The sequence below is a fragment of the Marinobacter salexigens genome, assembly GCF_002806945.1.
Lineage (GTDB): Bacteria > Pseudomonadota > Gammaproteobacteria > Pseudomonadales > Oleiphilaceae > Marinobacter > Marinobacter salexigens.
Genome location: NZ_NIHC01000003.1, coordinates 100,612 through 119,989, shown reverse-complemented (window position 1 = coordinate 119,989; position 19,378 = coordinate 100,612). Strand labels below are relative to the sequence as shown.

General features: G+C 56.4%; 9 protein-coding genes. 6 read left to right on the top strand and 3 right to left on the bottom strand.

The window, feature by feature from the left end; translation table 11 throughout:
• The first annotated feature begins 105 nt into the window (after positions 1–105).
• The 3 genes from CDH47_RS05505 to CDH47_RS05495 all read left to right on the top strand — a co-directional run bounded on the left by CDH47_RS05505 (position 106) and on the right by CDH47_RS05495 (position 4,369).
• Entirely contained in the window at positions 106–1,362 is a 1,257-nt protein-coding gene (locus CDH47_RS05505) for an NAD(P)/FAD-dependent oxidoreductase (RefSeq protein ID WP_100638864.1), read from the top strand.
• Between the two features lie 230 nt (positions 1,363–1,592).
• Positions 1,593–3,956 carry a sensor domain-containing phosphodiesterase gene (locus CDH47_RS05500; RefSeq protein ID WP_100638863.1) on the top strand — a complete coding sequence of 788 codons (2,364 nt, stop codon included), beginning with the start codon at positions 1,593–1,595 and terminating at the stop codon, positions 3,954–3,956.
• Between the two features lie 41 nt (positions 3,957–3,997).
• Complete coding sequence (locus CDH47_RS05495) at positions 3,998–4,369, top strand: VOC family protein (protein WP_100638862.1); 372 nt, start codon at positions 3,998–4,000, stop codon at positions 4,367–4,369.
• 27 nt (positions 4,370–4,396) lie between these two features.
• Here the strand turns inward: CDH47_RS05495 and CDH47_RS05490 are convergent, their stop codons facing one another.
• Together CDH47_RS05490 and CDH47_RS05485 are read right to left on the bottom strand one after the other, a co-directional pair.
• Positions 4,397–6,661, bottom strand: coding sequence for a helicase C-terminal domain-containing protein (locus tag CDH47_RS05490; RefSeq protein ID WP_100638861.1), 2,265 nt, complete (start codon positions 6,659–6,661; stop codon positions 4,397–4,399).
• Positions 6,658–8,352, bottom strand: a complete 1,695-nt coding sequence (locus tag CDH47_RS05485) for a VRR-NUC domain-containing protein (protein ID WP_100638860.1) — start codon at positions 8,350–8,352, stop codon at positions 6,658–6,660. Before CDH47_RS05485 ends, CDH47_RS05490 begins: the two co-directional genes overlap by 4 nt.
• A 160-nt stretch (positions 8,353–8,512) precedes the next feature.
• Here CDH47_RS05485 and recC point away from each other — a divergent pair, with 160 nt between their 5' ends.
• The 3 genes from recC to recD are packed head-to-tail and all read left to right on the top strand — an operon-like array spanning position 8,513 to position 18,176.
• A complete protein-coding gene (gene recC, locus CDH47_RS05480; RefSeq protein WP_100638859.1) occupies positions 8,513–12,106 on the top strand; it encodes an exodeoxyribonuclease V subunit gamma in 3,594 nt (1,197 codons plus the stop codon).
• Positions 12,103–15,828, top strand: coding sequence for an exodeoxyribonuclease V subunit beta (gene recB / locus CDH47_RS05475; protein ID WP_100638858.1), 3,726 nt, complete (start codon positions 12,103–12,105; stop codon positions 15,826–15,828). Before recC ends, recB begins: the two co-directional genes overlap by 4 nt.
• The gene (gene recD / locus CDH47_RS05470) at positions 15,825–18,176 is read left to right on the top strand and encodes an exodeoxyribonuclease V subunit alpha (RefSeq protein ID WP_100638857.1); all 2,352 of its coding nucleotides are present in this window, start codon (positions 15,825–15,827) and stop codon (positions 18,174–18,176) included. Before recB ends, recD begins: the two co-directional genes overlap by 4 nt.
• Here the strand turns inward: recD and CDH47_RS05465 are convergent.
• Positions 18,100–19,326, bottom strand: a complete 1,227-nt coding sequence (locus tag CDH47_RS05465) for a phage tail sheath family protein (protein ID WP_161494478.1) — start codon at positions 19,324–19,326, stop codon at positions 18,100–18,102. The two genes, recD and CDH47_RS05465, sit on opposite strands and share 77 nt — an antisense overlap.
• Positions 19,327–19,378: the final 52 nt, after the last annotated feature.

Here is a 19,378-nt window from a genome sequence, read left to right as displayed (position 1 = left end):
CTTTATATTACTAATCAGTATAACCATAGAACCTATAGTTTGGTAAGATTTGACACATCTCAAGAAAGAGCCGCACTTACAAATAATGACAAGAGGTTTTGAGGTATGAGCAGCGCTACTGTAGACGCAGGGGCAGAAAAACAGCACACCATAGTTATTGTCGGAGGTGGAGCCGCAGGAATTTCCGTAGCATCAAGCCTTCAAAAAAGAGACCGCAGTCTGGACATCGCTATTGTTGAACCGGCACAAAAACACCATTATCAGCCGGGCTGGACCATGGTCGGCGGAGGAATCTTCAAGCCGGAAATCACCTCGAAATCTATGGCTGCCGTAATGCCCGGTTTCGTCTCTTGGTACAAGCAGTCTGTGTCTACGATAGACCAGGAGCACAATCAGGTTGTGTTGGCAGATGGTTCAAGAATCAGCTATCAGGCACTTGTTCTGGCGCCTGGACTGGAATTGAACTGGGGCGCCATTGAAGGTTTGAAAGAATCCTTGGGCTCAAATGGGGTCACATCCAATTATCAGGAAGGCATGGCCAGCTACACCTGGGCGACTGTGCAAAACCTGAAAAGTGGCCGCGCTCTGTTCAGCCAGCCACCCATGCCCATTAAATGCGCCGGCGCACCTCAAAAAGCCATGTATTTATCTGCAGATTTTTGGCTGCGGAACAAAGCCCTGAATAATATCGATATTGAGTTCCACAATGCCGGCGCTGTGCTCTTCGGCGTTCCCGATTACGTGCCAGCGCTAGAGAACTACATCAGGAAGTACGATATTGCGCTCAATTACCAAAGCACTCTGGTGGCAGTGAACGGTCCTGCTCGCAAAGCGACATTCCGCCATATGGACGCTAACGGCAGCACGGAAGACCGGGATATCGGCTTTGACATGCTGCACGCTGTACCACCTCAGCGCGCTCCGGAATTTATCAGAAACTCCACGCTTGCCAATGAGGGCGGTTGGCTGGACCTGGCAGACGACTCTCTCTGCCACAAGCGCCATCCAAACATCTTCGGGTTAGGGGATGTGAGTGGTACGGGGAACGCAAAAACAGCAGCTGCCATTAGAAAACAGGCTCCGGTTGTTGCCGAAAACCTGATCGCAAGTCTGCGCAATCAGCCCATGAAAGCGGCATATCTGGGTTACGGCTCTTGTCCCCTGACTGTGGAAAACGGCCGCATTGTACTAGCGGAATTTGGCTACAACGGAGCGCTGCAACCCACCTTTCCATCCTGGATAAACGACGGCACCAAAGCCACGAAAGCCGCATGGTTTCTGAAGGCTAAGCAGTTACCTGCTTTATATTGGCACGTTATGCTCAAAGGCCGCGAATGGCTGGCCAAACCAGCACGTCGCTGAACCTCTCAGCAAAAGCCCATTGCCTTCTGGCTATGGGCTTTTGTTTGAGTGATTTTTGCCCCCTCCTAGCGCTGCGACCTGCCACTGCTATTATCTTGTAATACGATATTCGTTGCAGGCTGACCTGTTAAGCAGGCGCACGTCCATACTCAGCCGGTTCACCAAATGTCACACGGAATTTCATACCGATCTGTTAACATTTCGTTCACTGGCTTCATTAAGGGTTCCGAATGCGTGACACAGAAACCGAAAAAAGACGACTTGCGGCACTTAACCGGCTTGGTCTTCTCGACACGCCGCCGGAGGAACGTTTTGATCGGGTTACTCGCATTGCCCGCCAGCATTATCGGGTCAAAACGGCGCTGTTTACCATACTGGATCACGACCGGCAGTGGTTCAAATCCCGACAGGGGCTGCATGATGTAACCGAAACACCACGATCTGTGGCTTTTTGCGACCATGCTATTCGGCGTGATCAGCTTTTTGTGGTAGAAAATGCCACCCAGGATCCGCGTTTTCGCAGCAATCCTCTTGTACTGGGCAGCCCACATATCCGCTTTTACGCCGGCATGCCGGTGCGGGAGCCTGGGGGCTACAAAGTCGGTACCCTGTGCATCATCGACGACAAACCTCGGCAGTTTAACGAGAAAGACCTGGATGTACTGCGAACTTTGTCAACCATGGTAGAAGAAGAGCTGGAGCGCTTGTACGTTGAGTCGGATACCAGCGAATACGTTCCTGTTTCCCACCTCAATCGGGCCATTCATCATGCCCAGAATGTTTTTCTCACCAGCGATAATGAGCGCTCGGCATTCGAGCAAATGCTCAATGACCTTCTTTCCCTGACGGGAAGCCAGTTCGGGCTTATCGGGGAGGTTCTGCACGAAAAGAATGGCACTCCTTATTTGAAGGTTGGCGCCATCACGAATATTGCATGGAGCCCGGAAACCCAGGCTCTCTATCAGGAAGTTGAACGACGCGGAATGATTTTCGACCGTTTGGACAATCTCCTGGGGCAGCCCTTGGTAACCGGCGAAACCATAATCTCCAATGACTTGGCCATAGATTCCCGGCGTGGCGGCCTACCTCACGGGCACCCTCCCATTCATACCTATATTGGCATTCCAGTGTTCTCGGGAAAGGAGCATTTGGGGTTAATTGGCTTGGCCAACCGCGCTGAGGGTTATACACAGAAGCTTGCAGATGAACTAGCACCCCTGTCGCAAACCCTGGGCCACCTGATCGAACGCAAACGCCTGTACGAAGAGAAAAGAACTCATAAAAAGAACCTCGAACTGGCAGCCAATTACGACGCGCTGACCGGCCTTCCAAACCGTCATCGGCTTACCGAGTTATTTGAGAGGGAGTTGCACGAGGCAGACCAGAGAAACGGCTTGGTATCGGTGTGTTTTATCGATCTGGATGGATTCAAAGCCATCAACGACGAACATGGCCATGCGGTGGGCGATGCCATCCTGAAATCTGTAGCCGCCAAACTTCAGGCCACTGTGCGCAACCACGATATTATTGCGCGACTGGGCGGTGACGAGTTTGTGGCCATTCTGCGGGATGTAGAAGATGAGCGGGTTTATGCACGCCTTCTGGAGGCGATCCGGCAGCCCATCAGTTTCCGGCATCACCTGCTTCAGGTTTCTGGCAGCATGGGTATTACAGTGTATCCGGAGGACGACGCCGATTCTGATTTGCTCCTTCGCCATGCTGACCAGGCTATGTACGCTGCCAAGGAATCCGGCAAGAATTGCTTCAAAATATTCGATCTTCGCTCGCATTCATCACGCAAAGAGCGGGTTCGTGTGCTGGAGCAGATAGATACAGCCTTGAGCGAACAACAGCTGGAGCTGTATTACCAGCCCAAGATCTGCTTCCACCACCATTGCGTGAATGGCTTTGAGGCACTTATCCGATGGAACCACCCGAAAGAAGGGGTTCTCAGCCCTGCCTGCTTTCTGGAGCACATTGAGTACACTGAGTATGCCCGTACTTTGGGGGTTTTTGTGATGCGGGAGGCCGTTAAACAGCTTGCGGTATTCGCCGAACAGGATCTTCCCTATACTCTGAGTATTAATCTGAGCCCTTGCCACTTTCTGAGTGAAGAATTCCCGATCGATCTCGCGAGCGCACTGGAAGACTGCCCAATGGAATTGCGGGATCGACTGATTCTGGAAATCCTGGAAACCACAGCGATGGATGATACTGAAACCGCCCTGGAAAATCTGAAAGCCTGCCGTGAGATGGGTGTGGATATTTCTCTGGATGACTTCGGAACCGGGTATTCATCTCTGGATTATTTCCGGCGGCTACCTGCGCAAGAGATCAAAATTGACCGTTCGTTCGTAATGGACATGTTAAACGATCCCGACGACAGTATGATTGTGAGTGCTATCGTCAGCCTGTCGAAAAGTTTCAAGCGGAGATTGGTTGCGGAAGGCATTGAAAGTGCCGACGTTGAATTCAAACTGATCAAACTTGGCTGCGATCTGGGCCAAGGATTTTTCTACAGCAAGCCCTTGCCACTTTCAGAAGCCCTGCGTTGGGCAGAAAATTTCCGGTGGGAAGACAGGCTAACGGCTTAACACCAACTGCGCAGAAAAGGCGCGATACAGGAGAATAGAGCATGATTGGATACGTCACCATTGGTGTCAGCGATATGGAAAAAGCCAAGAAGTTCTACGTAGAGCTTCTGGGCGACATGGGCGCAAAGCTTCTTGTGGACATGGGCCGCATTGCGTTTATTGGTGAAAGCATGAAGGGCCCCTCGTTAGCAGTTTGCACACCGTTCGACGGTGAGCCTAACCACCCTGGCAACGGCAATATGCTGGCGTTCTGGCCGGGCTCGAAAGAGGCGGTTGATACTTACTACAAGAAGGCCATTGAGCTGGGTGCGACCTGTGACGGTGAGCCTGGGCAGCGTATTGCTGACCAGTTCTACGGTGCCTACGTGAAAGACCACGACGGCAACAAAGTAGCGTTTTACCATTTCGGCTGATTCACCTCTGCCGAAAACGGGGCCGCTTTAATCAGCGGCCTCTGTTCCAAACCACCACTCCGGCAACAACCCTCGAATCTGCGGCTGCATAAAACGGTCGTCAATCAGCCAGATCACCCCACGATCCTCCGGTGTACGAATCACCCGGCCAGCAGCCTGAGCCACTTTCTGTAAACCCGGAATCAGGTAGGTATAGTCGTAACCTGCGCCGAATCGCTGCTGCAGGCGATGTTTAAGGATCTCGTGCCAGGGGTCAAAGGGCGGCAGGCCCAAGGTAGCCACAAACGCCCCAATCAGCTGATCGCCTGGCAGATCAATCCCCTCACTGAACACACCGCCCAGAACCGCAAAGGCCACGCTGCCGGACTCTTCCTGGAAGCCCGCCAGAAATTCACTCCGCTGCTGCGGGCTCATTCCCGAATGCTGAGAACGCTGAGGCACATCCGGGGCATGGTTGCTCAGTGCCTCGCTTACTTCTTTCAGATATTTGAAGCTGCTGAAGAAGGCCAGATAGTGCCCGGGTCGCTCCCGATATTGAGAGGCGATCAGTTTGCAAATTGGCTCCACCGATGCCTCGCGGTGAGCCTGTCGGGTGCTGATCTTTGGTGTGAAATGCACCTGTAACTGATCGGAACTGAAGGGGCTGGGCAGGGAGGTGAACCGGCTGTCCTCCGGCAATCCCAGCAGATCCCGATAATAGATACCGGGGCTTAGAGTGGCTGAGAACAGTAGGACGGAAGCGGCAGCCTGAAAGCGATCCCGCAGGAAGTCTGCCGGGATCAGATTCTGGATAGTGATGCTTGCCCGGCCCCGGCCTTCTCGGCGAAATTCGCACAGGGAATGATCACCAAAGGAGTCTGCCAGCTTCATGAAGGCGACAGATTCAAACAGCACTTCCTGCAACGCCAAGTCTGGCGGGTTGTCGGCAAGATAATCTGACAACCCCGATACTAGTCCTTGCAGGCTGCCAGTCAGTGCGGCGGGAAGTTCATCGAGAAATACCGGCGTGTCGCCTTTTTCGGAATGATCACGGATAACTCCCTGCCAGGCGCGGGCGGTGCGATCGAGATGGGGCTTGAGGGCTTTGGGCGCGGTTTTCCGGACCTTAAGAAGCCGCTGTTGATCCAGCTGCACCGAATACATGCCGCGGCCGCGATCCACCAGATTGTGGGCCTCGTCCACCAGCACAGAGGTTTTCCAATTGTTCTGCCGGGTGAGGCCGTGGAGCAGGGCAGACTGATCGAACATCCGGTTTACATCACCGATTATTACGTCGCACCAGCGAGCCATTTCCTGAGCCAGAAAGTAGGGGCAAATGTCATGGCCAGCTGCGATCTTTGCCAACGCCTCCCGGGTTAGCGTGGTTCCCGCCTGAGCTGCCTCGGCACGGGCATCCGGCAACCGATCAAAAAAGCCTTTTGCCAGCGGGCAGGAATCGCCATGGCAGGCTTTGTCCGGATGTTCGCAAGCATCATTTTTGGCCACCAGCTCCAGTGTGCGGAGTGGCCAGATGTGTGGTTCATCCTGGGCGGCTCGCAAGCGCTCTACTGCGTCCACCGCAAGTTGCCGGGCGGTATTTCGGCAGGTGAGGTATGCCAGCCGGTCATGCTTTGCAGCAGGCATGGCCATCAGTGCCGGGAACAGGGTGCCTAGAGTTTTACCCAGGCCTGTGGGCGCTTCCAGTAGCAGGGTTTCGCCTTTTACGGTGTTTTTGTAGACGGTTTCGGCAAGCTGACGCTGGCGGGGACGAAACTGTTTAAACGGGAAACGTAGGCCGGCAAGGCGAATATCCCGCTGTTCTCGATGGTGGGTTTCCTGCTCTGCCCATAACCGATACTTGCCGCACAGTATTTCAAGCTCTTGCCAAAGCTCCTTGGCGGTGGCTGTTTCAGTCACCGGGGTTTCCCGGTTGTTGCCAATGTTGAAATACACCAGCGACAACTTCAGGGTTTTGCGGTTTTCCTGTTTACAGAGCAGTGCGCCGTAGGCTCTTAACTGGGCCCGGTGCAACGCCCGCTGGTGGGGCCGTATTCTGGATAAATCGCCACGGTGGGTTTTGATTTCTTCCAGCAGGCCGGAGTGGGGGTTATACACGTCGGCTCGGCCATGTAGCTCTAACCCCAGGCACTCACCGGTAAGTGAATACTCGCTTTTATAGCCGTACCCGCGCTTACCCTGAATGGCTTGATGGCCAAGAACGCCCTCTTCTGCGCTGGGGGCCGGAGTGTAACGAAAGTCCAGATCACCCTCACGGGCGGCAAACTCGCAAAGGGTTCGGACTGCCACCCTCATGTTGTTGCCTCGCTGTCTTGCCAGCGCAGATAGCACACGCTGGCAGCAATACCCTTACTGGCGAAGAAGTGCAGCCAGCGGATTTGATGATCCTGCAACCTATCGCCTGGGCCTTTTACTTCGATCATCTCGTAACTTTGCTTATCTTCGCCGATTTGCGTCGAAAACCTGATTAAATCCGGGAAACCGCTGCGATGCTCGCGAATATTCAATAAGATCCGTTCAAACATTACCAGCAAATCTGCGGCGGGAATTCTATCCAGTGCCAAATTCAGCAATTCTTCATCCAGCGCCGGCCAAACAACAAAAGGATTGGTGATGCCCTGCTTGGCTGCGTAAGTATCCAGAATTTTCTGGCGATAGCTGCGATTCTTCAGTGCAGCAAAACACTCATCAAACAATGCTTGCCGCCGACTCACAAAATCTTCCCGCACCAAGTCTGCTGGGCCGGTATGGAAGGGATGAAAAAAAGCACCGGGAATGGCTTTGAAGATAGTGTGCCAGCACAGCAAACCGAACAGCCCGTTGATCAGGGTATTTTCCACATAAAACACCGGCGTTTCCGCTGTGGAAAGGTGATCCCGAACCACCGCCTCCACTGAGGCACCGGTTTGTGGCAAAGTCAGCGTGAACTCCCTGATTTCAGGATTCACCGGCGCAGGTGGCACCGGCTCACCCACCTTCTTCGCCAGCCGCTTGATTATACGGGCCAAACCCTGAGCTTCGGCATCGCTTAGCTCCTGATTTTGCCAGTGCGCAGCAATCTCCCAAGCTTCCTCAAAGCATTTCATCCGTTCCAACAACCGCAGCTGTTTTAATCTGGCCTCACGATGACCGCTAGCCACTAGCGCTTGCAGTGCCAGTTCCTGATCACTCTGGCGCTCGGCTTGCCGCCCCAGTTCAAGCAGCAAGCGATCACGGCGGCTGATTAACCATGGATTGTCTGTGGGTGAGGGAACATCAGCCCAAACCTCAGCAGCAGGCACGCCAGCATCCAGGCTTTCGCGGCAGTGGTGCATAGCCAGATAAGTGTCCACCTCACTGCGCTGAGAGAACGCCCGCGCCTCAGGAGTGAACGCCACCTGCTCATAGCGATGGTGCCCCAGCTCCACCAACACAAAATCCGACCAGCTCTGGCGCAGATTGCCAAAGAACATCAGGCGGATGCGATCAAATAACGCCATGTGGCGAACCCGGACTACGGGGGAAGCAGCCTCATCAAACCAGTCTGTCAGTGGGCGGGCATCGGTAAAGGTTTCCTGCAGGGCTTCTTTCAATCGGGCTTTGGAGAGGTTTTTAGCAAGCCTGACTTGCTCCAAAATTGGCGCAAAAGCCGTACGCAGCTCGGCCAAGGTGAACAGGCGGAATATGTCATCCAGCGCCAACGAGGGATCCGCATCCAGCCAGTCACCGGCAATCAGCTCATCCAGTGCCTCTGCTTCCGGGCAGCCCAACTCCGGGTAATTCAGCTTATCGGTGCGAAACAAATCCCCGGTGCGCATCACCATGCGAGTGAGCAATGCTCGCGCAGCGCGAGACAACTCAAAAAACTCGCGCAAACAGGCTCGCTCGGGCTCCAGCAGCAGATCTGAGTGATGATTCGCCACCCAAGCAACTACCGTTTCCATGTTTTGCAGGTAGTAGAGGGGGTTTTCAAGATCGGCCGAGGCAGGCCGAAGATGCTTACTCATAAAACCAAAGCCTATTAGAACGACACCACCTGTCGCTACCTTCTATTATATTGTCCACTGCACCTGGTCTGATTCTTATACCAGTTGCGGTACCCTTTACTAGTTAGCACCAGCACAATGCCCTGTTCATGGTTGATACGATAATCCGATAAGGAAAAGCATGCCCGAACATTCTGCCATAACCCCCGGCTTCCACGCCGTTCACGCCAACCATCTGGAAGACCTACGCCGGGCAGTTGTGTTTATCTGCCAACAGAACCCACTGCCGCCGCTGCAAAGTGAAACCTTTCTGGTGCAGAGCAACGGTATTGCCCAGTGGTTAAAGCTGGCACTGGCAGAAAAGCGTTCGGAAGATGGTAGCGAAGGTGGTTTGGGCATAGCTGCGGGTATGGATTTCCTGTTTCCGGCGCGATTTATCTGGCAAGCCTACCGGGCTGTGCTGCCGGATGGCGAAGTGCCGGAGCAGTCACCATTCGATAAGCGCCGGTTGGTGTGGCGGCTTTATCGGCTGCTGCCGGAACTGGTGCATACCGATGAGGTGTTCAACCCGCTGGCGCGCTTTCTGGAAGGCAGTGACCCGGATTTGCGGGCGTTTCAGTTGGCCGAAAAAGTAGCAGATCTGTTCGACCAGTATCAGGTATTCCGCGCCGATTGGCTGGCCGCCTGGGAGCAGGGCCGGGATGTGGTGATCACCGCTCGCGGCGAGGAAAAGCCGGTTGAGAAGGAAACGCTTTGGCAGCCGATGCTCTGGCGCAAACTGGTGGAAGACACGGGCGCTGAAGCCCACACTAGCCGTTCGCAGATTCACACCCGGTTTATGGCCGAAGGCCAGCGTATCACTGCGCCCGCTCACCCGAGCCGCTTGCCCAAACGCATTGTGGTGTTCGGAGTATCCTCACTGCCGCGTCAGGCTTTGGAAGCTCTCTATGTGCTGAGCCGTTTCAGCCAGGTGGTGCTCTGCGTACACAATCCGTCGCAGTTTTACTGGGCAGATATTGTCAGCGACCGCGAGCTACTGAAAGCCGAGCGCAAGCGGGGCAAAGTCCACCAGACTCTGTCTAAGATTGAAGATCCCGACCAGCTGCACCAACACGCGAATCCGCTACTGGCCGCCTGGGGTAAGCAGGGCCGGGATTACATTCGCCTGCTGGATGAGTTCGACAATCCCGACGAATACCGCGCCAGTTTCCAGACGCCGGATCAGAAGATCGACATCTTCTCCGATCACGGATCGGGTCAGGTTCCGTGCCTGCTGCATCAGCTTCAGAATGACATCTACAACCTGACGCCCCTTCAGGAAATCCGGGATGAACAGCGGCAGCTCGATCTGGCCCACGACCATTCCATAGCCTTCCACGATGCCCACAGCCCGCAACGTGAAGTGGAGATTCTACACGACCAGCTTTTGGCGGCGTTCAACGCAGATGCCACACTGCGCCCCCGGGATGTGATGGTGATGGTGCCGGATATTAATGTGTATGCACCCCATATTCAGGCAGTGTTTGGCCGCTACACGTCAGGCCTCAAGCGCCACATTCCTTTCACCATTTCCGATCAGGGCCAGCGTCACCACGAGCCGGTACTGATTGCCCTGGAAACGCTCATGTCACTGCCCCGCAGCCGTTTCGGGGTAAGTGAGATCATCAGCCTGCTGGAAGTGCCCGGGGTTCGTGATCGCTTCGAGATTGCCGAAGAGGAAATTCCCTTAGCCCGGCGCTGGGTAGAAGGCGCCAACATTCGCTGGGGCCTGCACGGTGCTCACCGGGAAAGTCTTGAACTGCCTGCAGGCCTGGAGCGCAACACCTGGCAGGCTGGCCTGCGTTCCATGCTGCTGGGATACGGCATGGGCGACGACGAACCCTGGGCCGGGGTTCAACCCTACGGCGAAATCGGCGGGCTGCAAGCCAGCCTGGCCGGGCGCCTTGGTGAGTTTGTGTACCGCCTGGAAACCTTATGGCAGGAGCTGCAGGAACAACGCACACCGCAACAATGGGAAGAACTCTTCTCGGCCATGCTGGAGCAGTTTTTCCACAAAGTGGAAGGGCATGACCTGTTGCTCCTGAACCGCTTTCGCCGGCAACTGGAGCAGTGGCTGGAAGATACACTGGCCGCAGGACTGGACGAGCAATCCTTGCCATTGAATATCGTGAAGGACGTATTGCTGCAAGGCCTGGACGAGGGCGGCCTGAACCAGCGCTTCCTGGCTGGCAAGGTGAACTTCGCCACATTGATGCCCATGCGGGCAATTCCCTTCCGCAAGGTATGCCTGCTGGGCATGAACGACGGCGATTATCCTCGCTCACGGCCACCGGTGGATTTCGATTTGATGGCGCAGGATTACCGCCCGGGCGACCGATCCCGCCGGGAAGACGACCGTTACCTGTTTCTTGAAGCCATGCTATCGGCTCGCGAACAGCTTTATATCAGTTGGGTAGGGCGCAGCATCAAGGATGACTCTGAACGGCCACCCTCGGTATTGGTGGCCCAGCTTCAGGACCATCTCGACAGCCTGTGGACAGTGGCGGGGCAGCCGGATAAAAAGGTGACGAAAGCCCTCACTACCCAACACCCGTTGCAGCCGTTCAGCCGGGATTATTTCCCCAAATCCAATGGGGAAGAAAACAGCCCGGAAGAAGCCGCCAAGCCACTGGCTGAGGTACTGCAAAGCCGAAGCCTGTTCACCTATGAGCGGGAATGGCGCAGCGCCCATGGCATTGAAGCCGAAGAACAGGCGCACACCCCCTTGCCGTACCAGGCACCGGAAGAGCCCATCAGCCTGAACGATCTGGCCGGCTTTCTGAAAAAGCCTATCGACACCTTCTACCAGCGCCGCCTGCAAGTGCGCTTCGAAGAGGTGGAAGACGAAGACACCGACAACGAGAACTTTGACCTGAACGGGCTGGACCGCTGGCGCCTCGATAACGAACTGATTCAGCAAAGCCTGCTCAAAGCCGGCACGGAAGAGGACCTGCACGAGCGTCTGGAAACTGCGTTGGACCGCATGGCTCGGCGCGGCGATCTGGGTATGGGTGTTACCGAACACCGCCTGCGCAGCGAGTTGTCCGGGCGCTTGCCCAACCTGTTCGGGCGCTACCAAAGCGCCTTGGCGGAATGGCCGGAAGCGCTGACTGAGCCTTTAGCCTTCAACTACGCGCTTGAACATACCACCGGTGCAGTGGAAGTCGCCGACCTGATTGATGGCTTGCGCCGCAATGCCAATGGCGACCTGTGCCGGCTGGTGGTGGCCAGCTCCGGTTTACTGACTGGCTCCGGTTCCAGCAGAAAAGTGCGCTACGCCAACCTGATTCGGGACTGGTTGGTTCATCTGGCCGGGCAGCTCAGCGGCCAACCCTTTGCAACCCTGATTCTGGGCAAGGAAGAAGACCGCAAGTTCACTTTCGCCGCCATGACCCCCGAAACGGCCCAGCAGCATTTCGACACAGTTTTGAAACGCTGGATGGAAGCCACCACCCGGGCCTTGCCCATTCACTGCGACGCCGGTTTTGCCTGGGTCACCAGTTACTATGGCGGCAAGAAATACCTGGGCAATCACGAACGCGCCATAGAAGAAGCAGAAAATGTGTACAACACCGCTTTGGGCAGAGACAACGGCTATCTGCGCGGTGCCTTTGAAACCCCGGAAGCCCTGATGGCCAGTGGTGAATTTGAGGCGCTCCTGCACGATCTGTATGTCCCCCTGTGGGAAGCAGAGCAGGACAAGTCCGCGGCGGAACAGATTGAGAAGATGGCATGACAGAGCAACCAAGCAACCGAAACCCTAATCTCGACCCCTTAGCGCTGCCCCTGAACGGCAGCGCCCTGATTGAAGCCAGTGCCGGCACCGGCAAAACCTTCACCATTGCCATTTTGTATGTGCGCTTGGTACTGGGCCACGGCCAGACAGACCAAAGCCCACTGCAAGATCTGCTGCCACCGAACCTGTTGGTGGTGACCTTTACCGAAGCTGCCACTAAAGAACTTCGAGACCGTATCCGCACCCGGCTCACCCAGGCCGCCGAGGTGTTTTCCGAGCACGCCGCTGAGCTTGAGCCTTCGCCGGAAACAGCACTTATCCACAAGCTGCGGGACGAGAGCTATCCGGACCCGGCCAGCTGGCCCGATTGCCGTAAAAAACTGCTGCTCGCCGCCGAGTGGATGGACGAAGCCGCAGTGTCCACCATCCACGGCTTCTGCAACCGCATGTTGAGCGAGCACGCCTTCGACAGTGGCAGCCTGTTCAAACTCACGCTGGAAACCGACCAGAGCGAATTGCTGGATGACGTCGCCCGGGACTACTGGCGCACTTTCGTTTATCCGCTGCCACCGATGCTGATGGATGAAGCCCTGAGTCACTGGAAAACCCCAACAGACCTTCGCTCTGCCGTGCGCAACCTGATAGGCGACCCGGACAGCCTGGGCACCCCGCCTGCGGATGTTCACAACGCCATTGAACAGGTGGTCACCGAAAGAGAGAACCAATCCAACGCGCTGAAACGCTACGACTGGGCCGAGTGGCAGGGTGAGGTCACCGACCTGCTAAACGATCTCAACAAGAGCAAGCGGCTGCACGGTGGCAGCAAGAATGCCATGCTAAAAGTCTGGGATACCCTGGTGGCCTGGGCCAACTCCGATGACTTGTTACCGGAAAAACTGGATTCCGCGGCGGGCTTCAAGAACCAAACCCCCGAAGGGCTGGATAACATCCTGAAAGGTGACGACCCGGCTCCGCATCATCCGGCGCTCGACGCTATTGAAGAACTGATCGAGTTCGGCCAAAACCAACCCAGCGCAAAATCCGACATCCTGCGCCACGCCAGCCATTGGATTGCCCGGCGGCTGGAAGATGAAAAACAGAAACGCTCGGAAATGGGCTTTGACGACCTGCTAACCCGGCTCGACGATGCGCTGCACGGCCCCCGGGGCGAGCAACTGGCCGCCACCATTCGCCGCCAGTTTCCGGTGGCATTGATTGATGAATTTCAGGACACCGACCCGGTTCAGTACCGGATTTTCGACCGCATCTACCGGGTTGAAGAGAACCATCCGGACACCTGCCTGCTGATGATCGGTGACCCAAAACAAGCCATTTACGGCTTCCGGGGTGCGGATATCTACACCTATCTGCAAGCCCGCCTGGGGGTACAAGACCGCACCTATACCCTGGGGAAAAACTTCCGCTCTGCACAAACCATGGTGTCTGCCGTCAACCGGGTATTCGAATACAGTGACCAACACAGCCAGGACGGAGCCTTCCTGTTTGGGCAGGGTGATACCTCACCCCTGCCGTTTCAGAGTGTTGCTGCTAACGGCACCAAACGAGTGTGGTCTATAGACCAAGAACCACAACCAAGCCTGATATTCTGGACCCACGAATCCGGCGATACACACAAAGACGGCAGCCCAAAAGCCATCGCAAAAGGCACCGCCACTACCGACATCGCCGAAACTTGTGCCAGTGAGATTGCCCGTTTACTAACGCTGGGGCAGGCTGGGAAAGCCGGCTTTGTGTTGCAGGACAACCCGAAGGATCTGGAACCGGTTAGCCCACAAGACATTGCCGTGCTGGTCAACAACCGGGATGAAGCCGCGGCCGTTCGCGATGCTTTAGGCCGCCGGCGCATCAAAAGTGTGTACCTGTCTGACCGGGGCTCGGTACTGACGTCGGCAGAAGCGAAAGAAGTCTTATCCTGGCTACGTGCCTTCGCCGAACCCAGGCAACTGGCTTACATCCGGGCTGCGCTGGCGACTCCTACACTGGGCCAGTCCTGGCAGGCGATGAACCAGTTGCTCACCGACGAACTTGCGTTGGAACGGGAAATTGAGCGGTTTATCGGTTATCAACATCAGTGGCACAGCCAAGGTGTACTACCCATGCTGCGCAGCTTCCTGATGGACTTCAAAGTGCCCGGACGCTTGCTGCAACGGCCTGATGGCGAGCGCCGGTTGACCGACATTCTGCACATCGCTGAATTGCTGCAACAAGACAGCCTGCAACTGGATGGCGAACATGCACTTGTGCACCACTTCACCCAGATTTTGCGCGCCGCCGATGAAGAAGACGAGCACCGCACCCTGCGCCTTGAAAGCGATGCGGCCCTGGTGAAAGTCATTACTGTGCATAAGTCCAAAGGCCTGGAATACCCCTTGGTGTTCCTGCCGTTTGGCACAGCCTTCCGGGCGCAGAACGAAAAACAATCGTTCGTCAGCTATCACGATAGTGACAACAAACTGATTACCGTGTTCGACCCCAGTGCCGACGACGTCGCTAAGGCTGATCAGGAACGCTTGGGCGAAGACATCCGCAAAATCTACGTGGCCCTGACCCGGGCAAGGTTCGTCACCTGGGTGGGCGCCGCGGCTCTTGATAACTGGCAGCAAAGCGGCCTGGGTTATCTGATTTCCGGGAACGGGGCTGACAACATCAGTCAGTGTCTGGATGCTCTTGGCCAGGGCAGGCCGGAGATCTCGGTCACGCCGCTGCCGGAACCGGAGGACATGCTCTATAACCCACAGGCACCCGAGGCTCTTGGGCCAGCACTGGCTTCCAGCCGGGAAGCCCGGGAAGACTGGTGGATTGCCAGTTACTCCTCTCTGGAATACACCGGGCTTTCCGGTACCGGTATAGCCTTCACCGGGGAAGTGGAAGACGCCGAAACCCAGAACCTGCTGGAAGAAGGCGCCCACAACCCGGAAGACGAAGACACACCGATTCCCCTCAGCCACAGCCTGCACAATTTCCCCAAAGGCGCGGGGCCAGGCACCTTTCTGCACGATCTATTGGAATGGTGCGTACAGCAAGGCCTGCAACAGGTTGTGGATAACCCCGAACACTTGCGTGAGCAGCTCACCCGCCGTTGCAGCACCCGGGGCTGGAGTGACTGGGTCGATACGCTGGAACACTGGATACTGGCGCTCATCCGCCAGCCGCTGCCGCTGAACCGTAACGGCGGTGAAAGCGTCAGCCTGGCGAGCCTGAGCACCCTGCGGCCGGAACTGGAGTTCTGGTTTGAAAGCCGCAACGTGAGCACCCGAGCCATGGACAATCTGGTGACACAACACACCCTCAATGGGGCAGACCGGCCACGGGTAGACAGCGGACGCTTCAACGGCATGCTGAAGGGTTTTATCGATCTGATCTTCGAACACAACGGGCAGTATTACGTGCTGGACTACAAATCCAACTACCTTGGCGAGAACGACAGCGCCTACACAGATCAGGCCATGGGCGAGGCGATTCTGGAGAAGCGCTACGATCTGCAGTACATCCTCTATCTGCTGGCCCTACACCGTCTATTGAAAGCCCGCCTGCCGGATTACGACTACGACCAGCACATAGGCGGCGCGGTGTACCTGTTTTTGCGCGGCGTGAACGCGCCGGGAGCAGGGGCGTTTACCGACAAACCACCCAGAGAATTGATTGAACAACTGGATGCCATGTTCGATGGCAAGGCAGCCCCCGGGGAGGTGGCGGCATGAGTAAAACACGGAATACCGACAACCAGTTTGCCTTTGATCTGGACGGCTCTGGTGAGCTAGACAAGGCTGCTGATATGGATAGTGCCATTGATATGGATAAAACACCGTCTGCGTCTCCCAGCCAAGACTCGGGCCTGACCTTGGATCAGACCGAAACTGTTTTGTCGCTCCTGGATAGCTGGCAACAGGCCGGCTGGATTCGCCCGCTGGATGTGCGCTTTGCACGGCTGATTCAGGATCTGTCAGAAGAGCAGGGCGAAGCACCGCAGCCGCTGGTTCTTCTACTCGCGGCACTAACGTCTCACCAGGTCGGTCGGGGCCATGTGTGTGTGGATCTGGCCACCCTGCTGGCCGATGCGGATAACACGCTTTCGCTGCCACCGGAGGAGCCCAAGGGTGCCCCTTCCTCACAAACCGGAGGCGTTCTGCCAAGTTCATCGGCAGAGCAGGAAAACGCTGGTGTCATCCTTAATAGCCCCGGAAATATTCTGGCTCGCGTATCCACTCAGCAATTCCTGGCGGCTCTGGATAAGGCTCTTGCGGTAAGTGATGGCTCACATACTACTCCATTGGTATTGAGCGGAACCCGGCTTTACCTGCGCCGGTTCTGGCGGTACGAGCAACAAATTGCCGCCGGCATTCTACAGCGACTGGAGCAATCGTCTCCCCTGGCTGACCCAACATCGACTTCTGCAAAAACACTTAGCAATGCTCTGAACGTACTGTTTAAACCACAGGGTTCTGCAAGTTCCGCTGTGGATTACCAAAAGCTCGCCTGCGCCCTGGCCGCCCGCAACCGTTTCGCGGTGATTACCGGTGGCCCCGGCACCGGCAAAACCACCACCGTGGTGAATCTGTTGGCCGCCCTTCAGTCTGTCGCGGGCAAATCCACCGAGCGCGATGGACGCAAATACCGCATCCGCCTCGCAGCCCCCACAGGCAAAGCCGCAGCCCGATTGAACGAATCCATCGGCGGGGCGGTCAGCCGCTTGCCTTTGGCACAGCTCCCGGGGCAGGTGTCTCTGGCAGACATCCCCACCAGGGTAACCACCCTGCACAGATTGCTGGGTAGCCGCCCGGACACCCGCAAGTTCCGCCATAACCGCGACAACCCGCTGCTGGTGGATATTCTGGTGATCGATGAAGCCTCTATGGTGGATCTCGACATGATGGCGTCGGTATTCGACGCCCTGCCCGCCAACGCCCAACTGATTCTGCTGGGCGACAAAGACCAGCTGGCCTCGGTAGACGCCGGTGCCGTGCTGGGTGAACTTTGCCAACGTGCGCCAGACGGGCACTATCTGCCGGAAACAGTGCAGTGGCTGAAAGCCATAACCAACACAGACATACCCGAACACCTGCAGAACCCCGAAGGCCAGCCACTGGATCAGGCCGTAGCCATGTTGCGCAAAAGCTACCGCTTTGCCGAAGGCAGCGGCATTCGCCAACTGGCCGAAGCGGTCAACACCAACACCCTGAACGACAGCATGCTTCAGCAGGCTCGCAGCGCCGGTTTTGAGGATGTAGTGTGGCTGAATGGCCGTACCAGTAAGCCCTCGCTGGAAGACACTCAGGCGTTGATCTGCCGTCATGCGGTCAGTGGCAGCCCGGAGGCATTTCAGAACAGCGGGGAGGGGCGATTGAATAGCGCAGGTAAGCCACTCCCGCCCCCGGTAGGCTATCGTCACTACTTGTCGCTGATGCAGAGCCACAACCTGGACGCCACCAGCACCACAGAACAGTGGGACGAGCTGGCCAGATCCGTATTAGAGGCCTTCAGTGATTTTCAGGTGCTCTGCGCCCTGCGCCGCGGCCCTTGGGGTGTGGAAGGCCTGAACGAACTGATTGCCCAGCACCTGCTCGAGCAGAAGTTAATCCGGCGAACCGAAGGCTGGTACGCGGGACGGCCCGTGCTGATTACAGGCAACGATTACAACCTGGGCCTGATGAACGGCGATGTGGGCATTACCTTCAGTTTGCCCCCAGGTCCTGACGCACAAGCCAACGGCGAACAACCAAAACCCCTGTTGCGTGTGGCCTTTCCCACCAGTGACGGCAGCGGCGATATTCGCTGGATATCACCCAGCCGGCTGCAACAACTGGAAACCGTGTACGCCATGACGGTGCATAAATCCCAGGGCTCAGAGTTCAATCACACCAGCCTGGTGTTGCCGGATCGCCTTAGCCCTGTGCTCACCCGAGAGTTGGTGTACACCGGCATTACCCGTGCAAAGAACTGGTTCAGCCTGATCACTGGTGATGCCAGTGTGTTCAGTGACGGCGTCGGCCAGAGGGTCGTACGCGCTTCCGGGTTAGGTTCGGTGTTGGCGTCTGGATCGACTTCTTGATTGAAGGGAGGCGACAGTCCTGCCGAATCTTCAGAACAACAAACTCTGCCGGGCGCATTGGGGAAAAGCCTACCACCAGATTAACGCGCCCCATATCGATATCGTTCTGAGTGGTCGTGGTGGAATCGCAGCGTATAAAGCAGGCATCAGAGGCCTTTGCGCCCTGAAATGTACCCTGTCGGAAAAGGTTGTGCATGAAGCTGCCGGCGACTGACCGAATTTGTGCCCACAAGCGTTCGTCATTTGGCTCAGCCGCTGCAAATTCCAGTCCCCGGAAAAGGCTTTCCTCAATGTACAGCGCTGTGCGGCGGACAGCGATGTATTTGTATTCATGCTCACCCGAGTATTCAAAGCCGGCCAGGGTACGCGCACCCCATACCATCGCGCCGCCGGCAAACTGCCGCAGTGCATTAACGCCTTGGGGATTCAGGGTGCGATGCTCAGTGTTTGTAACCTGATGCTCCAGACCAGTAACACCCAGAAGGGACGCATTCCGCCCTGCCGGAGGCTTCCAGACGCCGCGCTTGGCATCGGTACGCGACATAATACCGGCCAGGGTTCCGGACGGATCAATCGGCAGAGCACTGTAGGCCGACAGAATACGTGGCCAGTAGATGCCCGCATGATCAATAACCACACCTGTTCGCACCCCTGCCATTCCTGCAGCAACCTCAGCCGCCGTTTGCCGGTCGCTCCGGGGATCTATAATCAGGAATGCCCGTTGACGCTGACAAAACACGCTGGCTGAGCCCCACAGGCGTTGCCGTTGGTCATCCGTCTGCTCAAAACCCCGGGGTAAAGCCAATAAGTTGAAGGTATCAACTTCAGATTCAACCGAGCTGAATGCGTTTTCGTAGTCGGCAAGTTCAGGCGTGCCCCCATCGTCGCCCTCAATGCGCACGACAACCGCCTCGGTACCCCCATTGAGGAAAAACTGTTTAACCTGCAGCGCCATCTCGCCATAAGTAACATCGCCGCCGAAGGCCTGCTCAAACTCATCAACTCCACGAATAAGGGTGGGGCGGTTGAGATCGCCTTCGCGAGCCATGCCAATGAAGAGCGTTATCGAAGTGGGCACACCCACTATGGCTTTCGCTCCCGAGCCTGTTTCCTCGATGTAAACTCCGGGATATCGCAAACGTGGTGGCATAGTCATTCCCTGCAAACAATCCATCGAACAGCTTAAACCAACCATAGACCAC

What these genes read in the sequence shown, in the direction of transcription:
- recB (WP_100638858.1), top strand. Translation starts at nt 12,103, where the DNA reads ATGACAGAGCAACCAAGCAACCGAAACCCTAATCTCGACCCCTTAGCG.
- recC (WP_100638859.1), top strand. Translation starts at nt 8,513, where the DNA reads ATGCCCGAACATTCTGCCATAACCCCCGGCTTCCACGCCGTTCACGCC.
- CDH47_RS05465 (WP_161494478.1), bottom strand. Translation starts at nt 19,326, where the DNA reads ATGCCACCACGTTTGCGATATCCCGGAGTTTACATCGAGGAAACAGGC.
- CDH47_RS05505 (WP_100638864.1), top strand. Translation starts at nt 106, where the DNA reads ATGAGCAGCGCTACTGTAGACGCAGGGGCAGAAAAACAGCACACCATA.
- CDH47_RS05485 (WP_100638860.1), bottom strand. Translation starts at nt 8,352, where the DNA reads ATGAGTAAGCATCTTCGGCCTGCCTCGGCCGATCTTGAAAACCCCCTC.
- recD (WP_100638857.1), top strand. Translation starts at nt 15,825, where the DNA reads ATGAGTAAAACACGGAATACCGACAACCAGTTTGCCTTTGATCTGGAC.
- CDH47_RS05495 (WP_100638862.1), top strand. Translation starts at nt 3,998, where the DNA reads ATGATTGGATACGTCACCATTGGTGTCAGCGATATGGAAAAAGCCAAG.
- CDH47_RS05500 (WP_100638863.1), top strand. Translation starts at nt 1,593, where the DNA reads ATGCGTGACACAGAAACCGAAAAAAGACGACTTGCGGCACTTAACCGG.
- CDH47_RS05490 (WP_100638861.1), bottom strand. Translation starts at nt 6,661, where the DNA reads ATGAGGGTGGCAGTCCGAACCCTTTGCGAGTTTGCCGCCCGTGAGGGT.